Here is a 16,234-nt window from a genome sequence, read left to right as displayed (position 1 = left end):
TGTCCTGTGAGGCTAACAGCTTGCCTGGCCAGGCAGAGAGGCAGCCCTGGTACCCTTAATCAGTAGAAAAACTACAGTCATGTCGGAAGAGTTCGGCCATTTGCCATCGCTCAATGCCCTGCGCGTATTCGAGGTGGTGGCGCGGCATCTGAATTTTCGCCTGGCCGCCGATGAGCTGGGCGTTACCCAGAGCGCGGTGGCGCAGCAGGTTCGAGCCCTGGAGGCTGATCTGTCAGTCAAGCTGTTCGAGCGCCAGGCGCGTGGTCTGGCGCTGACCGAGAGCGGCAGAGGCTACAGCCAGAGCGTGCGCCGGGCCTTCGAGCAGATCGCTGACGCCACCCGGGCGCTGCGGCCGGCGCCCTCGCACCTGACGATCAGCGTGACGCCGACATTCGCCTCGAAATGGCTGATTCCGCGACTGCCGGACTTCTCGGCGCGTCACCCGGACGTCGACCTGAGAATCCTCGCCAGCGAGCGGCTTTCCAGCTTTCACAACGATGGTGTGGATATGGCCGTGCGTTATGGCTGCCCGCCGTTCGGCCCTGGCCTGCACGCCGAGCTGTTGCTGGAGCAGGCGATTGTCGCCGTGGTGAGCCCCGGGTTGCTCGAACGCCTGGGCGCTGCGGACGACCTGCAGACCCTGGCGCGTTATCCCTTGCTGCATGACGCCCACAACCTCTGGCCGCGGTTTCTCGATCTGCTGTTCCCCGACGCGCTGCAGGCCTCTGCCAGAAGCGTGCGCTTCAACCAGACGTCACTGGCCATCGAGGCGGCGATCGCGGGCCAGGGCATTGCCTTGGCCAATCGTTTTTTTGTCGCCCGGGACATTCAGGCCGGGCGCCTGATCAACCCCTTTGACGCCACGTTGCGGGACGACCGCGGGTTCTATCTGCTCGGCCCACGGCGCGTCAGGCAGCAGGCACCCTTCGCGATGGTTCGTGACTGGCTGCTGGCGCAGACCCGCGACGATCTTCGATGACCGCGTCTTCGATTCCCGGCTTATCTGCCCAATGGGCGAGACCCCCAGGCCTGTGGCACACTTGAGCGCCAGTGAAAACGGGTTGTGAAGCGACGTGTGTCGCTCGCCCGTGCACCGGTGCCGCCGGCCCTTCGCCGCGGTCTGCCAGGCCATCGCCACGAACAAGAGGAAGCAGCGTGCATAACGTCGTCATCAGCGGTACGGGCCTTTATACCCCGGCCAACAGCATCTCCAACGACGAGTTGGTGGCGTCTTTCAATGCCTATGTGCAGCAGTTCAATGCGGACAACGCCGCGGCCATCGAACGCGGCGAGATCGAGGCGCTGAACGAGTCGAACAGCGCCTTCATCGAGAAGGCCTCGGGCATCAAGAGCCGTTTCGTGATTGACAAGCAGGGCATCCTCGACCCGCAACGCATGGTGCCCTCGATCCCCGAGCGGGATAACGAGCAGTGGGGCATTCTCTGCGAGATGGCGGTGGCGGCCGCCGAAGAGGCGCTGGCCCGTGCCGGCAAGACGGCCGCGGACATCGACGGGGTGATCGTCGCCTGTTCCAACCTGCAGCGCGCCTACCCGGCGGTGGCCATCGAAGTGCAGGCGGCGCTGGGTATCCAGGGCTTCGGCTTCGACATGAACGTGGCCTGTTCCTCGGCGACCTTCGGCATCCAGGCCGCGGCCAACAGCATTCAACTCGGCCAGGCGCGGGCGATCCTGATGGTCAACCCGGAGATCTGCACCGGGCACCTGAACTTCCGCGACCGCGACAGCCATTTCATCTTTGGCGACGCGGCCACGGCGGTGATTCTGGAGCGTGCGGACCTGGCGACCTCCGAGCATCAGTTCGAGATCGTCGGCACCAAGCTGCTGACCCAGTTTTCCAACAACATCCGCAACAACTTCGGCTTTCTCAACCGCGCCGCCGACGAGGCAGGTGCAGTGGCCGAAGGTCGGCTGTTCGTGCAGGAAGGGCGCAAGGTGTTCAAGGAGGTCTGCCCGATGGTGGCCGAACTGATCGCCGCCCACCTGCAGGACAATGGCCTGGATGTGGCCGATGTGAAGCGCTTCTGGCTGCACCAGGCCAACCTCAACATGAACCAGCTGATCGCTCGCAAGCTGCTGGGCCGTGACCCGGAGGCCCATGAGGCGCCGGTGATTCTCGACACCTACGCCAATACCAGTTCGGCCGGCTCGGTGATTGCCCTGCACAAGCACCAGGATGATCTGCCGGCAGGCACCCTGGGTGTGCTCAGCTCGTTTGGCGCCGGCTACTCGATCGGCAGCGTGATTCTGCGCAAACGCTGAGTGCGGTGAGCGCTGAGGATGAGCTCCCGCCGGTGGCAGGAGCTCGGTTCATCGCTTACTGCTTGGCCCATTTCAGGAAGGCGGCGCGGCTTTCCGGGGTCAGCAGGTTCCACATTTGCTGCAGTGTGGTCAGGGTGGCGTCGTTGTGCGGCAGGGCGGCAGCCTGGGCCGGCGCAGGCTGCAGCGCCACCGGCTGTGCGGCTTGTGCCGGAGTATTGCCCAGCGGGGCGACGGTGGTGGGCTGAGCGGCGATTTCGCTGGTGCCCATCAAGGCCGCGAGTGCCGAAACGTTGCGATTACCCTGTTGGGCCTGTTCACGTTCACCGGTGCGCGTGTTCACCGCCCAGGCCTTGAATTCTTCTTCGAACTTCTTGGCTTCGGACAGGTTCTGCGGGCGGTCGAATTCCAGGCGCCACACGTCGCCCGCTTTGCCATCGATGTCGAAGATTGCGGTGCGGCTGCGCACTATCTCATGGCTGATACCGCCGGCAACGTCGAAGCCATTCTTGTAGAAGGCTTGAACCTGATAGGCACCCGGCTGCAGCAGCAGCTGCTTGTCATCCAGGTTGTAGGCAGCATTGGCCGCCTTGTAGGGCTGGCCGTTGATGCTGCGGATTTCCAGCTCGCCAGGTACCACGACAGTCAGCACTTCGCTCTGCGGCTGAGGTGCACCGGAATACAGCTGAACTTTGGGCTGCTGAGCGCAAGCGGCCAGCAGCCCGGCCAGGGCGATAACGAACAAACGGCGCATGAAGACTCCTAGGGAGAAGACCCGCCGGTGGCGGCGGTACGGGGACGGTTACATTTCGAACGCGAGAATAAGACGGAGAGGTGTCAGTTAAATGACAAGCCGGGCTGCTCTCGAAGAACAGCCCGGCTCGTTTTCATTCCAATCCGCGGGCGGGATCAGAAGTCGTAGCGCAGACCTACGGTGAAGCCGGCGGCTTTTTCACCAGCGGCTTCGTTCACCCCGTTGACGACCGACTGGTTCTGCGGGTTAGCGGTACGGGATTGCATCCACGGCGAGTAGGCGACGTTGTCGTCGTTATCCACTACCGCATAGTTGGCATAGACGCGTACGGCCTTGTCCAGCTTGTGCTCGATGCCTACGACCCACATGGTGGCGTCGGAATCATCGGCGTCGCTGTCGTTGGTCATCCAGGTGGCTTTCAGTGCGGTGTTCTTGGCAATGGCGAACTCGCCACCCAGACCGTAGACGTTGAAAGTACCCGCATCGCGCTGAGCGCTGGTGGTGGTGCTGACACCATCGAAATCGGTGGTCTGGTAGAAACCGACCAGCTTGAAGTTGTCGACGATCTTGTAGGCGACAGCGGCGCGGATGGAGTCGGCTTCGCCGCGCAGGGTGTCTTCTTCGACCTTCTCGTAGGCCAGGGAGGCTTCCAGCGGGCCGCCGAGGTAGTTCAGCGAGGTGCTGAAGGCGTCGCTGTCTTCGTTGTTCGCAGTGGTGTCGGTGATGTTGAGCGACTGGCCGCGGTACATCGAATAGGCCACTTTGACGTTGAAGCCGCTGAAGTCGGGGGTGGTGTACTGGATGGTGTTGTCGTAACGCTCGTCGAGGCGGCCGGCAGTGACGCGGGCGAGGTTGTTCATGTCGCCGACCTGGTCACCGAACAGGTTGAACGGGCCGCGAGCGACTTTGAACGGGCTGTCGAAACGGCCGACCTGAATGGCGCCGAAGTTGCCGCCCAGGCCGACGAAGGTATCGCGGGTGGCGAAGCTGGTGCCGCCATCGGACGAGCCAGTGGTGAAGTTGATCTGCTGCTCGATCTGGAAGAAGGCTTTCAGATCCGGGTTGATTTCATGGTCGCCCTTGAAGCCCAGACGCGAGGAGTTGCTCGACAGGTTGGTTTCGGAATAACGGGCACCGTCATCGAGGTAGTCAACCGATACGTGCGCACGGCCGTAGATGCTCACGTCTGCCATTGCCACAGCAGGTACCGACAGGGCAGCACCAACAGCAACCGCAATCAACTTCATCTTCATTGAAAAAAGCTCCTTCGTTTATGAAACGCCGTCAGTGCCGGTGGCATGACATCGTCGGTTTGGACGGAGGCGATTATGGAAATCGGATGTGACAGAAGGCTTGCTGTGGCGTGACATTTTCAAGTCTGGGGAACTTTTTGAAAATCAGAAGGTTGCGCTTGATATGAGGCTTTTTTGGCGGGCGCCGGAAGGGGGTGTCGAAGGGGCGTAATCACGCGGCCGAACCTTATAGGTCGATTATTAAAGTTTGAGGATGGCGGCGGTTGTGGTCGCCCATATGCGACGGCATCATGCTGGTTGCAGTCCCACGACCTGCCCTGGATATTTCCTGCTGGAGCCTTGCCATGACCCTTGTTCTCGCCGATTCCTTGCACGGCGTGCCGGCTGCGAGTTGGGATGCGCTGTTGTCCAGCGAGCAGCCGTTTCTGCGCCATGCCTTTCTGACCAGCCTGGAGGACAGCGGCAGTGTCGGTGGGCGCAGTGGCTGGCAGGCTGCCCATCAGCTGTTGCTCGGTGCACAAGGGCAGCCCCTGGCGGCGCTGCCGGCCTACGTCAAATACCATTCCCAGGGCGAATACGTGTTCGATCACGGTTGGGCCGACGCCTGCCGCCGCGCCGGGATCGGCTATTACCCCAAGCTGCTCGGCGCCATTCCGTTTTCGCCGGTGACGGGCCAGCGCCTGCTGGGTTCGCCCGCGGCGGCAGGGCAGCTGCTTGATGGCGTCACGGCAACGCTGGAGGAGCAGGGGCTCTCCAGCCTGCACGTCAATTTCACCGATGCCGCTGGCGACCAGGTGCTGCAAGATCGGGCTGGTTGGCTGCAGCGCCTGGGCTGCCAGTTCCACTGGCACAACCGTGGCTACCGGGACTTTCAGGATTTCCTCGATACCCTGAGCTCGCGCAAGCGCAAGCAGATGCGCAAGGAGCGTGAGCAGGTGGCCGGGCAGGGCATCGCGTTCGACTGGCGCGAGGGGCACCAGTTGAGCGAAGCGGAGTGGGATTTCGTCTACCACTGTTACGCCAATACCTACCACCTGCGTGGCCAGCGGCCCTACCTGACCCGCGACTTCTTCAGCCTGCTGGCCGAGCGCATGCCCGCGGCGATTCGCGTGGTGCTGGCCTGCCGCGCTGCGCAGCCAGTGGCCATGGCCTTCAGCGTGCAGGGTGGCGACAGCCTGTATGGGCGTTACTGGGGTTGCCTGGCCGAGTTCGACAGGCTGCACTTCGAGACCTGCTTCTATCAGGGCATGGAGCAGGCGATCGCCCAGGGGGTGCAGCGCTTCGATGCCGGTGCCCAGGGTGAGCACAAGCTGATTCGTGGCTTCGAGCCGACCCTCACCCACTCCTGGCACTACCTGGTGCACGAGGGCTTGCGTGATGCGGTGGCGGGGTTTCTGCAGGAGGAACGGCTGGGTGTGCTGGCCTATGCCGAACAGGCGCGGGCCATGTTGCCTTACCGGCAGGCGTGAGCGGCGCGCTGCGGTTGCCCGCAGCGTGCAGCATGCGCCCGATCAACCATCGTAACGGCCGCCCCACTCGAGGAAACGCATCTTGTGGGTTTCACCCTGGCTGTCGGTGTAGACCATGATCACCGGCACCACGCCTCGCTTGTCGGTAACGTCGGTGCGGTAGAGCACCTTCTGTACATCGACTTTCATGCCGTAGTGGTAATCCTCGGTCGGCAGGCCGGCACCCGGTTTGTTCTGGATATCGGCTGCGAACACGGCAGGGGCGAGACTGGAGAGCAGGGCGGTAATAGCGGTTGCGACTTTCATGATGGAGTCCTCGATGGTTCGATGGCCGGCAACCGCATCGACCCATTCGATTGCGTTGCCTGGTGGACTCATATGACCAGCAAAGCCGAAGCGGCGGAAATTGATGGTCTCGTTAGTGGGTATCATGAAAATTGATATCTGTTAGCTAGCTAACTAGTTTGCCGCTGGCAGCCGCGCCGGACGAGCGCCCACCCGGTCTCAGTCGACGCCGACGAAGCCGCCGGTCTGGTGCTGCCACAGGCGCGCGTACAGGCCACCGCGGGCGATCAGCTCGGCATGGGTACCGGTCTCGATCACCTGGCCCTTGTCGATCACCACCAGGCGATCCATGCGCGCGATGGTCGACAGGCGGTGGGCGATGGCGATCACCGTCTTGCCGTCCATCAGGCTGTCGAGGCTTTCCTGGATCGCCGATTCGACTTCCGAGTCCAGCGCCGAGGTGGCCTCGTCGAGCACCAGTATCGGCGCGTCCTTGAGCAGCACCCGGGCGATGGCGATGCGCTGGCGCTGACCACCGGAGAGCTTGACGCCACGCTCGCCCACCTGGGCCTCGAAGCCCAGGCCGCCCTGGCTGTCGTCGAGGGTGGCGATGAAACCATCGGCGCGGGCCTTGCGGGCAGCGGCCCAGAGCTCTTCATCGCTGGCGTCGGGGCGGCCGTAGCGCAGGTTGTCGCGGATCGAGCGGTGCAACAGGGAGGTGTCCTGGGTAACCACGCCGATATTGGCGCGCAGGCTTTCCTGGCTGACCTCGGCGATGTCCTGGCCGTCGATGAGGATGCGCCCGCTTTCCAGGTCGTAGAGGCGCAGCAACAGGTTGACCAGGGTCGACTTGCCGGCACCGGAAGGACCGACCAGGCCGATCTTCTCTCCGGGGCGAATGTTGATGTCCAGGCCGCTGATCACGCCGCCCTGCTTGCCGTAGTGAAAGTGCACGGCGTCGAAGCGTACGCCGCCCTGTTGAACCTCAAGGGGCCTGGCGTCTTCGTGGTCGAGCACGTGGCGCGGCTGGACGATGGTCTGCATGCCGTCCTGCACGGTGCCGACGTTCTCGAAGATGCCATTGACCACCCACATGATCCATTCGGCCATGTTGTTGATGCGGATCACCAGGCCCAGCGCCAGGGCGATGGCGCCGGTGCTGATCAGCGATTCGCTCCACAGCCACAGGGCCAGGGCGCCGGTGCCGACGATCAGCAGGCCGTTCATGCAGGTGATCAGGAAATCCAGGCTGGTGATGGTGCGCGACTGCAGGCGGAATTTGTCGAGCAGCTCCTGCATGGCCTCGCGGGCGTAGGTTTCTTCCTCACGGGAATGGGCGAACAGCTTGAGCGTGGCCACGTTGCTGTAGCCATCGACCACCCGGCCCATGACCTTGGAGCGCGCCGCCGAGGCAGCGGCCGAACGCTCCTTGATGCGTGGCACGAAATACCAGAGTGCCGCGCTGTAGCCGATGATCCACAGCGTCAGCGGCACGATCAGCCGCAGGTCGGCGGCGGCGAACAGGTACAGCGCGCTGCCGGCGTAGACCACCACGTGCCACAGGGCGTCGATCACCTGCATGGCCGAGTCGCGCAGCGACGGGCCGGTCTGCATGACGCGCTGGGCGATGCGCCCGGCGAAGTCGTTCTGGAAGAAATTCAGGCTCTGCTTGAGCACGTAGCGGTGGTTCTGCCAGCGGATCAGGTTGGTCAGCCCCGGGTTGATCGCCTGGTGCGTCAACAGATTATGCAGGCCGAATACCAGCGGCCTGATGATCAGCGCCACCAGGGCCATCCACAGCAACTCGCCCTGGTGCTCGGCGAAGAAGGTGCGCGCATCGGCAGTGGCCTGGGCCATGTCGATCAACTGGCCGAGAAAGCTGAACAGCGCCACTTCGATCACCGCGGCGAAGAACCCGACCACCAGTACCACCACCATCAGCGGCCATACCTGCTTCAGGTAATGGGCGTAGAAGCGCAGCATGCCGCTGGGCGGCGCCACGTCGGGGCTGGGTTTGAAGATGTCGATGAGGTTTTCGAAGCGGCGAAACAACATGGGGTGCAGTCTGCTCTGGCGGATGATGGAGTGGCGAATGGAGAGGGCTGCCGAGGGGCAGGCGCGCGGGGCGCTGAGGTAAACCCACGTGCCCTGGCACATGGGTTACCTGGAGGAGGGTAGCAGTATCAGAGGCGCTTGGCGTCGAGAATCACCACCGGGTCGACCGGCACGTTCTGCTGACCGGCACGATTGGCGGTGCGCACTTGGGCGATACGGTCGACCACTTCCATGCCGCGGGTCACCTTGCCGAACACCGCGTAGCCGAAGTCGCGCGAGCCGTGATCCAGGAAGGCATTGTCGGTGTGGTTGATGAAGAACTGGCTGGTGGCCGAGTCGCGTACCTGGGTACGGGCCATGGCCAGGGTGCCGCGTACGTTGTGCAGGCCGTTGTCGGCTTCGTTCTTGATCGGCGGCTGGGTCTGCTTCTGGCGCAGGTTCTCGTCGAAGCCGCCGCCCTGCACCATGAAGCCCGGAATCACGCGGTGAAACACGGTGCCCTTGTAGAAGCCGCTGTCCACGTAGGCGAGAAAGTTGCGGGTACTGATCGGCGCTTTCTGCTCGTCGAGCTGCACCTCGATTTCACCCAGGCTGGTGGTCAGCAGCACCGTGGGGTTTTCCGCGGCCATCAGGTGGGCGGTGAACAGCAGCGAGCAGGCGGTAAGGGCGAGTTTCTTCAGCATCGGGTCTAGTCCTTGGATGAGGTGGCGGCAGTGTTTTCGACTTCCTGCAGAAAGGCAAGCAGGCTGCGGTTGAAGTGTTCGGGCTGGTCGAGCGGCGTGGCATGGCGTGAGTCGGCGATCACCCGATGGCGGCCAGCCAGGACCGGAATCTGCAGCTCCCAATCCAGGGTGCTGGAGCCCAGGCCGTGCACCAGCAGCACTGGCGATCCCGCGCCGTGCTCCTCGAAGTACAGCCGGCAGCCGCGGTGCTCGAAAAAGGCCATTGGCTCAGGCCGGCGTAACGGGAGCGGCGTCGAGCGGCGCAGAGTCGAAGCGCTGGATCAGGTCGGTAAGGATCTGCGTGGCCGGGCCCAGGGCCTTGTCCTTGCTGGCGTAGAGAAAGAACACCGGCTTGCGGTTGCCGCCCTTGTCCAGCGGCAGCGGCTTGAGCAGGCCATCCCTGAGTTCGCGCTCGATCATGTGCCGCGGCAGCCAGGCGAAGCCCAGGCCATTGCCCACGAAGGTCGCCGCCGTGGCCAGGCTGCCCACCGTCCAGCGCTGCTCGGCGCCAAGCCAGCCCATATCGCGGGGCTGGTGGCGCCCGGAGTCGCGAATCACCACCTGCATCTGGGTTTCCAGGTCCTGGAAATTGAGCTCGCGCTGCAGGCGATGCAGCGGGTGATCGGGATGGGCCACGGCGAGGAATTCCACCGGGCTCATTTCCGAGCCGAGAAAGCCTGGAATGTTGTAGGCGCTGATCGCCAGGTCCGCGACACCTTCCTTGAGCACCTCCTCGACGCCGGACAGCACCTCCTCGCGCAGGCGCACCCGGCAGCCACGGCTCTGCGGCATAAAGGCGGTCAGGGCACGCACCAGGCGGGCGCTGGGGTAGGCGGCGTCGACCACCAGCCGCACCTCGGCCTCCCAGCCCTGTTCCATGTGGTGGGCCAGGTCTTCGAGCTGACTGGCCTGCTTGACCAGTTGCCGGGAACGGCGCAGCAGCACGTCGCCGGCTTCGGTGAGCACCGCCTTGCGCCCGTCGATGCGCAGCAGCGGCACGCCCAGTTGTTCCTGCATGCGCGCCACGGTGTAGCTGACCGACGACTGCGAGCGGTGCAGCACCTCGGCCGCCTGGGCGAAGCCGCCGTGGTCGACCACGGCCTGCAGGGTGCGCCATTGGTCGAGGGTAACGCGTGGAGCCTTCATCTGTTCTCCTTGACCAGCGGCTGTGCACGAACGGGCCCTGGCTCTAAACTGACGGCTCACCTCGGAGGCTGGCCATGAAAAAACTCTGTTGCGCACTGATCGCCTGCGTGCCGCTGGCGGTGCAGGCCTATCCCATCGAACTGGAAAAGCAGTTCAACGGCGCCGAAGTGTCGGCGAGTACCCAGGAAATCGATCACAACATGGCTGCCGTACGGGTGCAGAACTTCGGCCAGCAGGCCGCCGCCTGCAAGGCGGTGTTTCGCAACGGCCCCGAAGCGCCGCGCACCCGTAGCGTCAAGCTGGCAGCCGGGCAGAGCGGCAACCTCACGGTGAAATTCGCACGCAGCATCATCCGCCTGCGCGTGCAGCTCGACTGCCAGCCTCAATAGGCTGGTCAGACTAGGGTCAGCGGCCGAACAAATCAACTTCATCGATGATTATCCACGAATAATCAACGTTTCCTATCGGATGTCACCCGGGCAGCCTCCCCCTGGCGCAGGCGGCTGGCAGCCACCACGGAGACGGCATGCCGTGCGGATTGTCTGCCGGCCAGCGAACCGTTATGGTGCGCCGCCCATCCGTGCAGCGCTGCTCGCCTGACGGCCGGCGTGGTGCCACGGCCCGAGCGGCTGAGCGGCTCGGGGCGACTTTCCTATCTTCGAGGTGTGCGATGACGCTTTCCGGACCCGGCGTGCTGTTCTCTGTCAGCGCCTCGATCCTCTTCGCCCTGATTCCCGGTTACGTGCAGATGCTCACGCCGCTGGACGGTTTCCAGGTGTTCGCCCAGCGTGTGCTGTGGTCGATTCCGGCCGTGCTGTTGCTGCTCACCCTGTTGCGTCAATGGCCGTTGCTGCTGGGCGCCCTGCAGCGCCTGGGCCGCGAGCCGCTGCTGCTGGCCGCATTGCCACTGGCCGCGGCGCTGATCGGCCTGCAATGGTTCCTGTTCGTGTGGGCACCGCTGACCGGCCATATGCTCGACGTGTCCCTGGGTTACTTCCTGCTGCCCCTGGCCATGGTGCTGGCTGGTCGGGTGTTCTATGGCGAGCGCCTGCGCCCGCTGCAGCGGCTCGCCGTGGCCTGTGCCTTGGCCGGGGTGCTGCACGAGCTGTGGCAGTCCCAGGCATTTTCCTGGGTCACCCTGGTCACGGCCCTGGGCTACCCGCCGTATTTCATGCTGCGCCGCTGGATGCGCCTGGACGCGCTGCCCGGGCTGGTGCTGGAGATGCTGGTGCTGGCGCCCCTGGCCATCTGGCTGATCGTCCATTGGGCGCCGGGCGGCATGTTCGTCGAGCATCCGCGCCTGTGGTGGATGGTGCCGGGCATGGCGCTGCTGGGCACCATCGCCCTGGCGCTGATGATGGCCTCGTCGCGCCTGCTGCCGCTGGGGCTGTTCGGCATTCTCAGCTACGTGGAGCCGGTGCTGCTGTTTGCGTTCAGCCTGCTGTTTCTCGGCGAACGGTTCGATCCGGACCAGTTCATGACCTACCTGCCGATCTGGGTGGCCGTGGTGTTGGTGGGCTGGGACAGCGGCCGCTTGCTGATCAAGCAGCGGCGTATGCACACCGCGGTTTGAGTGCTTTCGACTAACCGCTCAGAGAAAGCATTCGGCCCCGAGGCGCGAACGCGGTAACCTATGCGGCTGATTTAGCATTTGCATCGAGGTTGCCCCGTGTTTGCCCAATTTGCCCTGCATGAACGCCTGCTCAAAGCCGTGGCCGAGCTCAAATTCACCGAGCCGACCCCGGTGCAGGCCGCTGCGATTCCCCCGGCGCTGGAAGGCAAGGACCTGCGGGTGATTGCCCAGACGGGGAGCGGCAAGACCGCCGCCTTCGTATTGCCGATGCTCAATCGCCTGCTTGGTGACGGCAGCTCCACTGCCCGCGTCAGCGTGCGTGCGCTGATCCTGCTGCCGACCCGCGAACTGGCTCAGCAGACCCTCAAGGAAGTCGAGCGCTTCGCCCAGTACACCTTCATCAAGGCCGGGCTGATCACCGGCGGCGAGGATTTCAAGGTGCAGGCCGCCATGCTGCGCAAGATCGATATCGTCATCGGCACCCCCGGCCGGCTGATCGAGCATGCCAACGCCGGCAACCTGCTGTTCGACGACGTCGAGGTACTGGTGCTCGATGAGGCTGACCGCATGCTCGACATGGGGTTCGCCGAGGACGTGCAGCGCCTGGCCGAGCTGTGCGGCCGTGAGCACCAGACCCTGCTGTTCTCCGCCACCAGTGGCGGTGCCGGCCTGCGCGAGGTGGTCGCCAAGGTGCTGCGCGAGCCCACGCACCTGCAGCTCAACCGCGTCAGCGAACTGGCCGAAGGCACCCGTCAGCAGATCATCACCGCCGACCACAACTACCACAAGGAACAGCTGGTCGAGTGGCTGCTGAGCAACGAGACCTACGACAAGGCGATCATCTTCACCAACACCCGTGCCCAGGCCGACCGCCTGTACGGCAAGCTGGTGGCCAAGGAATTCAAGACCTTCGTGCTGCACGGCGAGAAGGATCAGAAGGATCGCAAGCTGGCCATCGATCGCCTGCGACAGGGCGCCGTCAAGGTGCTGGTCGCCACCGACGTGGCCGCCCGCGGGCTGGATGTCGAGGGCCTGGATCTGGTGATCAACTTCGATATGCCGCGCTCCGGTGACGAATACGTGCACCGTGTCGGGCGTACCGGGCGGGCCGGCGCCGAAGGCCTGGCCATCTCGCTGATCACCCACAGCGACTGGAACCTGATGTCGAGCATCGAGCGCTACCTCAAGCAGCGCTTCGAGAAACGTACCGTCAAGGAACTCAAGGGCAGCTACCAGGGGCCGAAGAACCTCAAGGCGTCCGGCAAGGCCGCCGGCACCAAGAAGAAAAAGGTCGACCCGAAAACCGGCAAGAAGATCGCCAAGAAACCCGCGGCGAAAACTCCGGCCAAGCGCAACACGGTGAACAAGCCGAAGAGCGATGCAGGCCTGGTCAGCCAGGACGGCCTGGCGCCGCTCAAGCGCAAGGCGCCGTCGACCGACGCCTGATGGCTACTCCGGTCACCGTCAACGATTGCCGGTGACCGGCTACTGCACCTGTTCCTCGACCTCGCCGCCGATGTCTTCCAGCTCCTGCAGGCGCTGGTCATAGGCGTCGCAGTCGGTGGCATGCTGGCCGGCGCTTTGCGGCGGCGCCTCTTTGAGTTCCTGACGCAGTACCGCGGCCCGCTCCGGGTCGCGCTGGGTGATTTCCTCGATCTTGGCTGCCAGTTCCTGGGCCTTGGCGGTCGCCTCGTCGGCCGTGCAGGCTTGCGCCTGGCCTACGCCGTAGAGGGCGAGAGCCAGGCCGCAAAGCAGTGCGATATGTTTGATCATGCTCCAATCCTCACGCCTTCCCGTTCGAGCGGTTGAGTGCCCGCCAGCCGTCAAGGTTCAGGGTTACTGCTTGTTGTTCAGGCTTCTGACGGTCAGGTCCAGCGCCTTCTGCATGTCCAGCCGGGCGGAGCGGCCGATGTCCTTGTCGTGCAGGTTGAAGCCGCGCTCCGAGGGCAGGATCGGCGCGGTCAGGTCGTCGGCATCGGTAGGCTCGAAATCGAATTCTTCACCGATGGTCATGGCGCTGCGGCGCAGCAGCATGCGCAACTGATCGGGGTGCAGGTCCGGGTTGATCGACATCAGCGCGGCCACCACGCCAGCTACCAATGGCGTGGCGTAGGAGGTGCCGCAATGCACGCTGCCCTGCTGGTTCTCCTCGGCGGTGGAGGCGCGCACGCAGGCCGCCGCGGTGATGTCCACGCGGGTGTCGACGTTGGATGAACTGCGCCGTTTGACGTAGGCCGGATCATCCACGGCCACGTCCTTGCGCTCGCTGCGCTGGTGGCCACCGACCACGAACAGCTGTTCGGTGACGAACGAGGAGGGCAGGCGATAGTCGTCGGCACCGGAGAACGAGGCGCCATTGCCGGCGGAGTTGACCACCACCACATCCGGGTGCTCGCGGCGCAGCCACAGGAAGAATTCCTCCAGCAGTTCTTCATAGCCGCTCATGGCGACGCCCGAGCGCACCAGCGAGTCGATCTCGTCGCCGTGAATGTTCCTGGCGCCGATACGGTGAATGCCCCAGCTCCAGTTCAGCACCCGCACGCCGTCCTCGACCAGGTTGACCGAGGCAGCGATGTTGGCGGTGATGCCGGCATCGGAGTTGCGGTCGACGATCACCTCGAAGCCCGGGCCGGCGCCGTCCAGGCCGCGCAGGAAACCGGTGTTGCCACCATCGTTCCAGCGTGCGGCGAGGATGCCGGCCACGGTGGAGCCGTGGCCGTCCGGCTTGTCGGCATCGCGGCTGTACAGGCGGGTATGCGGTGTGTGGCCCTGGCGCTCGGCGGCGCCGAGGTAATCCTTGAAGTCCGGCGCATCGAAATCGACGTTGCGCTCGATCAGGCCGATACGTACCGGTTGGGTGTCGATGGGCGCGCGCTTGGAGGGAATCCGCCGCTGGTAATAGTTGACCGCATCGACGAAGCGGTTGGCGGCCCATTCCTCTTCGCCCAGCTGCTCTTCCTGGCTCGCGCCCGCCGGCGCTTCCTGCTCCTCGGCGGAGGATTCCTCGATCACCACGGCATCCACGCTCAGCTCGCTGCCCAGGCGCAGCACCATGGCGTCACGCTGAACCAGATCCTTGGCCGGCAGGCGCAGCTGATAGGTATTGAGCGGCGCAATCGCGCCGACCACCTCGGCGCCGTATTTCTTGGCCAGCGCCTTGGCGGTGTCCAGGCCCTCGGCATCTTCCTCGATGACCACGCTGACCAGATCGACATAGGTGTTGAGGCCGTCCATGTTCTCTGCCACTTCACCTGGCCTGGCAGCCACAACGTGGCTGCCGGCCATCGACAGCCACACCGGATTGCTCAACTCGTCGCCCTGTTTCAGCCACAGCGGGCCGCTCTGGTAGCGCTTGCTCTCGAGGGTGATACGCAGCCCGTCTTCACGTTTCACGGCGCCGGCGGGCAGTGGCTTGCCATCGAGCAGTACCTGCAACTGGCCGTCGGACACCCCGCTGGCCGTGAGGCAGAAGGTCTGGCGCTGGGTGTCGAGCACGTCTTCGCAGCGATACAGGTGCTTGAGCCGCAGCGGCTCGGCCGCCAGTGTCGTGGGCACGATGCCTGCCACGAGCAGAGCGCTGAAGACGGGGCGCAGCAGGGGCCGGCGGAGCATGGCAGAAATCCTTTGTGCAGGGGGATGCGCCTCAGACTGGTGGCGCAGGCCTTGGTTCAGGCTGCGTTCGGCAGATAGCCCGAACCTTGTTCACGGCGCCGACGTCACACCTCTACAGGCGCGTGAAGCGCCGAAGACAACAGGAGAACAGGCGATGACGACTCACCAGCAAACCCATAACTGGGACCTTGTCGAGCGCATGCTCCACGAGGTGCAGACCGGCGCCGGCCAGCCATTCGTGCCACGCCGCTGCGCCGAGGAACTGGCAGAGGCGCTGCAACAGGCCGGCAAGCCGATCGACAACCTCGATTCGCTCAAGGCCCAGGCCGACGAATACGAGGCCACGCTGCTCGACGGCGGCTTCATCGCGCCGCGCCCCGAGGCTGAGGGCGGCAATGGCGAGAACTTCGTGCTCACCCCGCGCGGCGCGCAACTGCTGAGCATGATCGACAGCACCTTCCCGGGCGAGGAACACCCCCGTGAGGTGCTCGACCGCCATGGCCTGGCGGCGTTGACGCCTGAGGTGTTCGATGGGCTGGCGCCACGGGCGACGCTGGTCTGATACCCTCCTGCGCCCTGGCTGCGAGCTGTGCATACCGCGCTGACCTGCCAGGCTGATGGGCAGGGTCGGTGCGGCGAGGCAATCGGACTGCTGCTGGTGGTGGCGCTCGATGCCACGGCCAATGAGCTGCGTATCGGTTTCGGCACGCACAAACCCGCCTTATCAGGCTGTTGAAAAACTACCTACGTTGCTGCCGCTTCGCGGGCCGCCGGCATCAAGGTGGTGCCGTCCTACGCGCCGATGGAGCGCCTGCACCGGGCTCCGGCGCGGCCGTGCGGAAGTGTGAACAGGCCCTATATCCGTTACGACAACGTGGCCGTGGCCCTGAAGGCCAGCGCTACCGGATCGAGCGTATCGCCGACCTGGGCCATTATTCGGTGCGTGCTTTCCAGCGTGCGCGGGTGATGCTGGGCGAGGAGTTTCAGCGCATGGCCGAGGCCCCGCCGTTCCCGCCGACGCCCTATCAGTTGGTGCTGCGGGATCGATCGCTTCGACCGCGGCCTTGCCGCCATCATCACCAGCGGCG

Annotated in this window: 15 protein-coding genes and 1 pseudogene; 7 read left to right on the top strand and 9 right to left on the bottom strand. The window is 64.5% G+C overall.

What is annotated here, in order from left to right:
• Positions 1-79 precede the first annotated feature (79 nt).
• Positions 80-979 carry a transcriptional regulator GcvA gene (gcvA, locus tag K8U54_RS02390; protein ID WP_249908709.1) on the top strand — a complete coding sequence of 300 codons (900 nt, stop codon included), beginning with the start codon at positions 80-82 and terminating at the stop codon, positions 977-979.
• A 176-nt stretch (positions 980-1,155) separates the two neighbouring features.
• Positions 1,156-2,280, top strand: coding sequence for a beta-ketoacyl-ACP synthase III (locus K8U54_RS02385; RefSeq protein WP_249908708.1), 1,125 nt, complete (start codon positions 1,156-1,158; stop codon positions 2,278-2,280).
• Between the two features lie 55 nt (positions 2,281-2,335).
• Here K8U54_RS02385 and K8U54_RS02380 read toward each other — a convergent pair whose 3' ends face one another.
• Positions 2,336-3,031 carry a DUF2057 family protein gene (locus tag K8U54_RS02380; protein ID WP_249908707.1) on the bottom strand — a complete coding sequence of 232 codons (696 nt, stop codon included), beginning with the start codon at positions 3,029-3,031 and terminating at the stop codon, positions 2,336-2,338.
• A 155-nt stretch (positions 3,032-3,186) separates the two neighbouring features.
• A complete protein-coding gene (locus K8U54_RS02375; protein WP_074880517.1) occupies positions 3,187-4,284 on the bottom strand; it encodes a porin in 1,098 nt (365 codons plus the stop codon).
• A 344-nt stretch (positions 4,285-4,628) separates the two neighbouring features.
• On the opposite strand from K8U54_RS02375, the gene K8U54_RS02370 reads away from it, so the two are divergent.
• Complete coding sequence (locus K8U54_RS02370) at positions 4,629-5,753, top strand: GNAT family N-acetyltransferase (RefSeq protein WP_249908706.1); 1,125 nt, start codon at positions 4,629-4,631, stop codon at positions 5,751-5,753.
• A 42-nt stretch (positions 5,754-5,795) separates the two neighbouring features.
• Here K8U54_RS02370 and K8U54_RS02365 read toward each other — a convergent pair whose 3' ends face one another.
• The 5 genes and pseudogenes from K8U54_RS02365 to K8U54_RS02345 all read right to left on the bottom strand — a co-directional run bounded on the left by K8U54_RS02365 (position 5,796) and on the right by K8U54_RS02345 (position 9,961).
• Positions 5,796-6,059, bottom strand: coding sequence for a DUF2790 domain-containing protein (locus K8U54_RS02365; protein ID WP_249908705.1), 264 nt, complete (start codon positions 6,057-6,059; stop codon positions 5,796-5,798).
• A gap of 198 nt (positions 6,060-6,257) precedes the next feature.
• Complete coding sequence (locus K8U54_RS02360; RefSeq protein WP_249908704.1) at positions 6,258-8,093, bottom strand: ABC transporter ATP-binding protein; 1,836 nt, start codon at positions 8,091-8,093, stop codon at positions 6,258-6,260.
• 128 nt (positions 8,094-8,221) lie between these two features.
• Positions 8,222-8,776 carry a peptidylprolyl isomerase gene (locus K8U54_RS02355; RefSeq protein WP_249908703.1) on the bottom strand — a complete coding sequence of 185 codons (555 nt, stop codon included), beginning with the start codon at positions 8,774-8,776 and terminating at the stop codon, positions 8,222-8,224.
• Between the two features lie 116 nt (positions 8,777-8,892).
• Positions 8,893-9,039: pseudogene (locus K8U54_RS02350) on the bottom strand (alpha/beta fold hydrolase); the annotation flags it as partial.
• A 4-nt stretch (positions 9,040-9,043) separates the two neighbouring features.
• Entirely contained in the window at positions 9,044-9,961 is a 918-nt protein-coding gene (locus tag K8U54_RS02345) for a LysR family transcriptional regulator (protein ID WP_249908702.1), read from the bottom strand.
• Between the two features lie 74 nt (positions 9,962-10,035).
• Between K8U54_RS02345 and K8U54_RS02340 the strand changes: the two genes are divergently transcribed.
• The 3 genes from K8U54_RS02340 to K8U54_RS02330 all read left to right on the top strand — a co-directional run bounded on the left by K8U54_RS02340 (position 10,036) and on the right by K8U54_RS02330 (position 12,980).
• Positions 10,036-10,350 (top strand): 3-phosphoglycerate kinase, encoded by a 315-nt coding sequence (locus K8U54_RS02340; RefSeq protein ID WP_249908701.1) that lies wholly within the window; start codon positions 10,036-10,038, stop codon positions 10,348-10,350.
• Positions 10,351-10,631: 281 nt separating this feature from the next.
• Positions 10,632-11,534, top strand: a complete 903-nt coding sequence (gene rarD, locus K8U54_RS02335) for an EamA family transporter RarD (RefSeq protein ID WP_249908700.1) — start codon at positions 10,632-10,634, stop codon at positions 11,532-11,534.
• 96 nt (positions 11,535-11,630) lie between these two features.
• Positions 11,631-12,980: a DEAD/DEAH box helicase gene (locus K8U54_RS02330; RefSeq protein WP_249908699.1), complete on the top strand. Its 1,350-nt coding sequence runs from the start codon at positions 11,631-11,633 to the stop codon at positions 12,978-12,980.
• A 39-nt stretch (positions 12,981-13,019) separates the two neighbouring features.
• On the opposite strand, the gene K8U54_RS02325 is transcribed toward K8U54_RS02330, so the two are convergent.
• On the bottom strand, positions 13,020-13,307 hold the full coding sequence (locus K8U54_RS02325; protein WP_249908698.1) for a hypothetical protein: 288 nt from the start codon (positions 13,305-13,307) through the stop codon (positions 13,020-13,022).
• Positions 13,308-13,370: 63 nt separating this feature from the next.
• Entirely contained in the window at positions 13,371-15,146 is a 1,776-nt protein-coding gene (locus K8U54_RS02320) for a S8/S53 family peptidase (protein ID WP_249908697.1), read from the bottom strand.
• 154 nt (positions 15,147-15,300) lie between these two features.
• Between K8U54_RS02320 and K8U54_RS02315 the strand changes: the two genes are divergently transcribed.
• Positions 15,301-15,708: a transcriptional regulator gene (locus tag K8U54_RS02315; protein ID WP_249908696.1), complete on the top strand. Its 408-nt coding sequence runs from the start codon at positions 15,301-15,303 to the stop codon at positions 15,706-15,708.
• Positions 15,709-16,234: the final 526 nt, after the last annotated feature.

This window comes from Pseudomonas fulva (assembly GCF_023517795.1).
Taxonomy (GTDB): Bacteria; Pseudomonadota; Gammaproteobacteria; order Pseudomonadales; family Pseudomonadaceae; genus Aquipseudomonas; species Aquipseudomonas fulva_D.
The sequence above is the reverse complement of the archived record's forward strand: the minus strand, read 5'-3'. Positions and strand labels throughout refer to the sequence as shown.

What these genes read in the sequence shown, in the direction of transcription:
- K8U54_RS02375 (WP_074880517.1), bottom strand. Translation starts at nt 4,284, where the DNA reads ATGAAGATGAAGTTGATTGCGGTTGCTGTTGGTGCTGCCCTGTCGGTA.
- rarD (WP_249908700.1), top strand. Translation starts at nt 10,632, where the DNA reads ATGACGCTTTCCGGACCCGGCGTGCTGTTCTCTGTCAGCGCCTCGATC.
- K8U54_RS02365 (WP_249908705.1), bottom strand. Translation starts at nt 6,059, where the DNA reads ATGAAAGTCGCAACCGCTATTACCGCCCTGCTCTCCAGTCTCGCCCCT.
- K8U54_RS02355 (WP_249908703.1), bottom strand. Translation starts at nt 8,776, where the DNA reads ATGCTGAAGAAACTCGCCCTTACCGCCTGCTCGCTGCTGTTCACCGCC.
- K8U54_RS02320 (WP_249908697.1), bottom strand. Translation starts at nt 15,146, where the DNA reads ATGCTCCGCCGGCCCCTGCTGCGCCCCGTCTTCAGCGCTCTGCTCGTG.
- K8U54_RS02345 (WP_249908702.1), bottom strand. Translation starts at nt 9,961, where the DNA reads ATGAAGGCTCCACGCGTTACCCTCGACCAATGGCGCACCCTGCAGGCC.
- K8U54_RS02340 (WP_249908701.1), top strand. Translation starts at nt 10,036, where the DNA reads ATGAAAAAACTCTGTTGCGCACTGATCGCCTGCGTGCCGCTGGCGGTG.
- K8U54_RS02315 (WP_249908696.1), top strand. Translation starts at nt 15,301, where the DNA reads ATGACGACTCACCAGCAAACCCATAACTGGGACCTTGTCGAGCGCATG.
- K8U54_RS02360 (WP_249908704.1), bottom strand. Translation starts at nt 8,093, where the DNA reads ATGTTGTTTCGCCGCTTCGAAAACCTCATCGACATCTTCAAACCCAGC.
- gcvA (WP_249908709.1), top strand. Translation starts at nt 80, where the DNA reads ATGTCGGAAGAGTTCGGCCATTTGCCATCGCTCAATGCCCTGCGCGTA.
- K8U54_RS02325 (WP_249908698.1), bottom strand. Translation starts at nt 13,307, where the DNA reads ATGATCAAACATATCGCACTGCTTTGCGGCCTGGCTCTCGCCCTCTAC.
- K8U54_RS02370 (WP_249908706.1), top strand. Translation starts at nt 4,629, where the DNA reads ATGACCCTTGTTCTCGCCGATTCCTTGCACGGCGTGCCGGCTGCGAGT.
- K8U54_RS02380 (WP_249908707.1), bottom strand. Translation starts at nt 3,031, where the DNA reads ATGCGCCGTTTGTTCGTTATCGCCCTGGCCGGGCTGCTGGCCGCTTGC.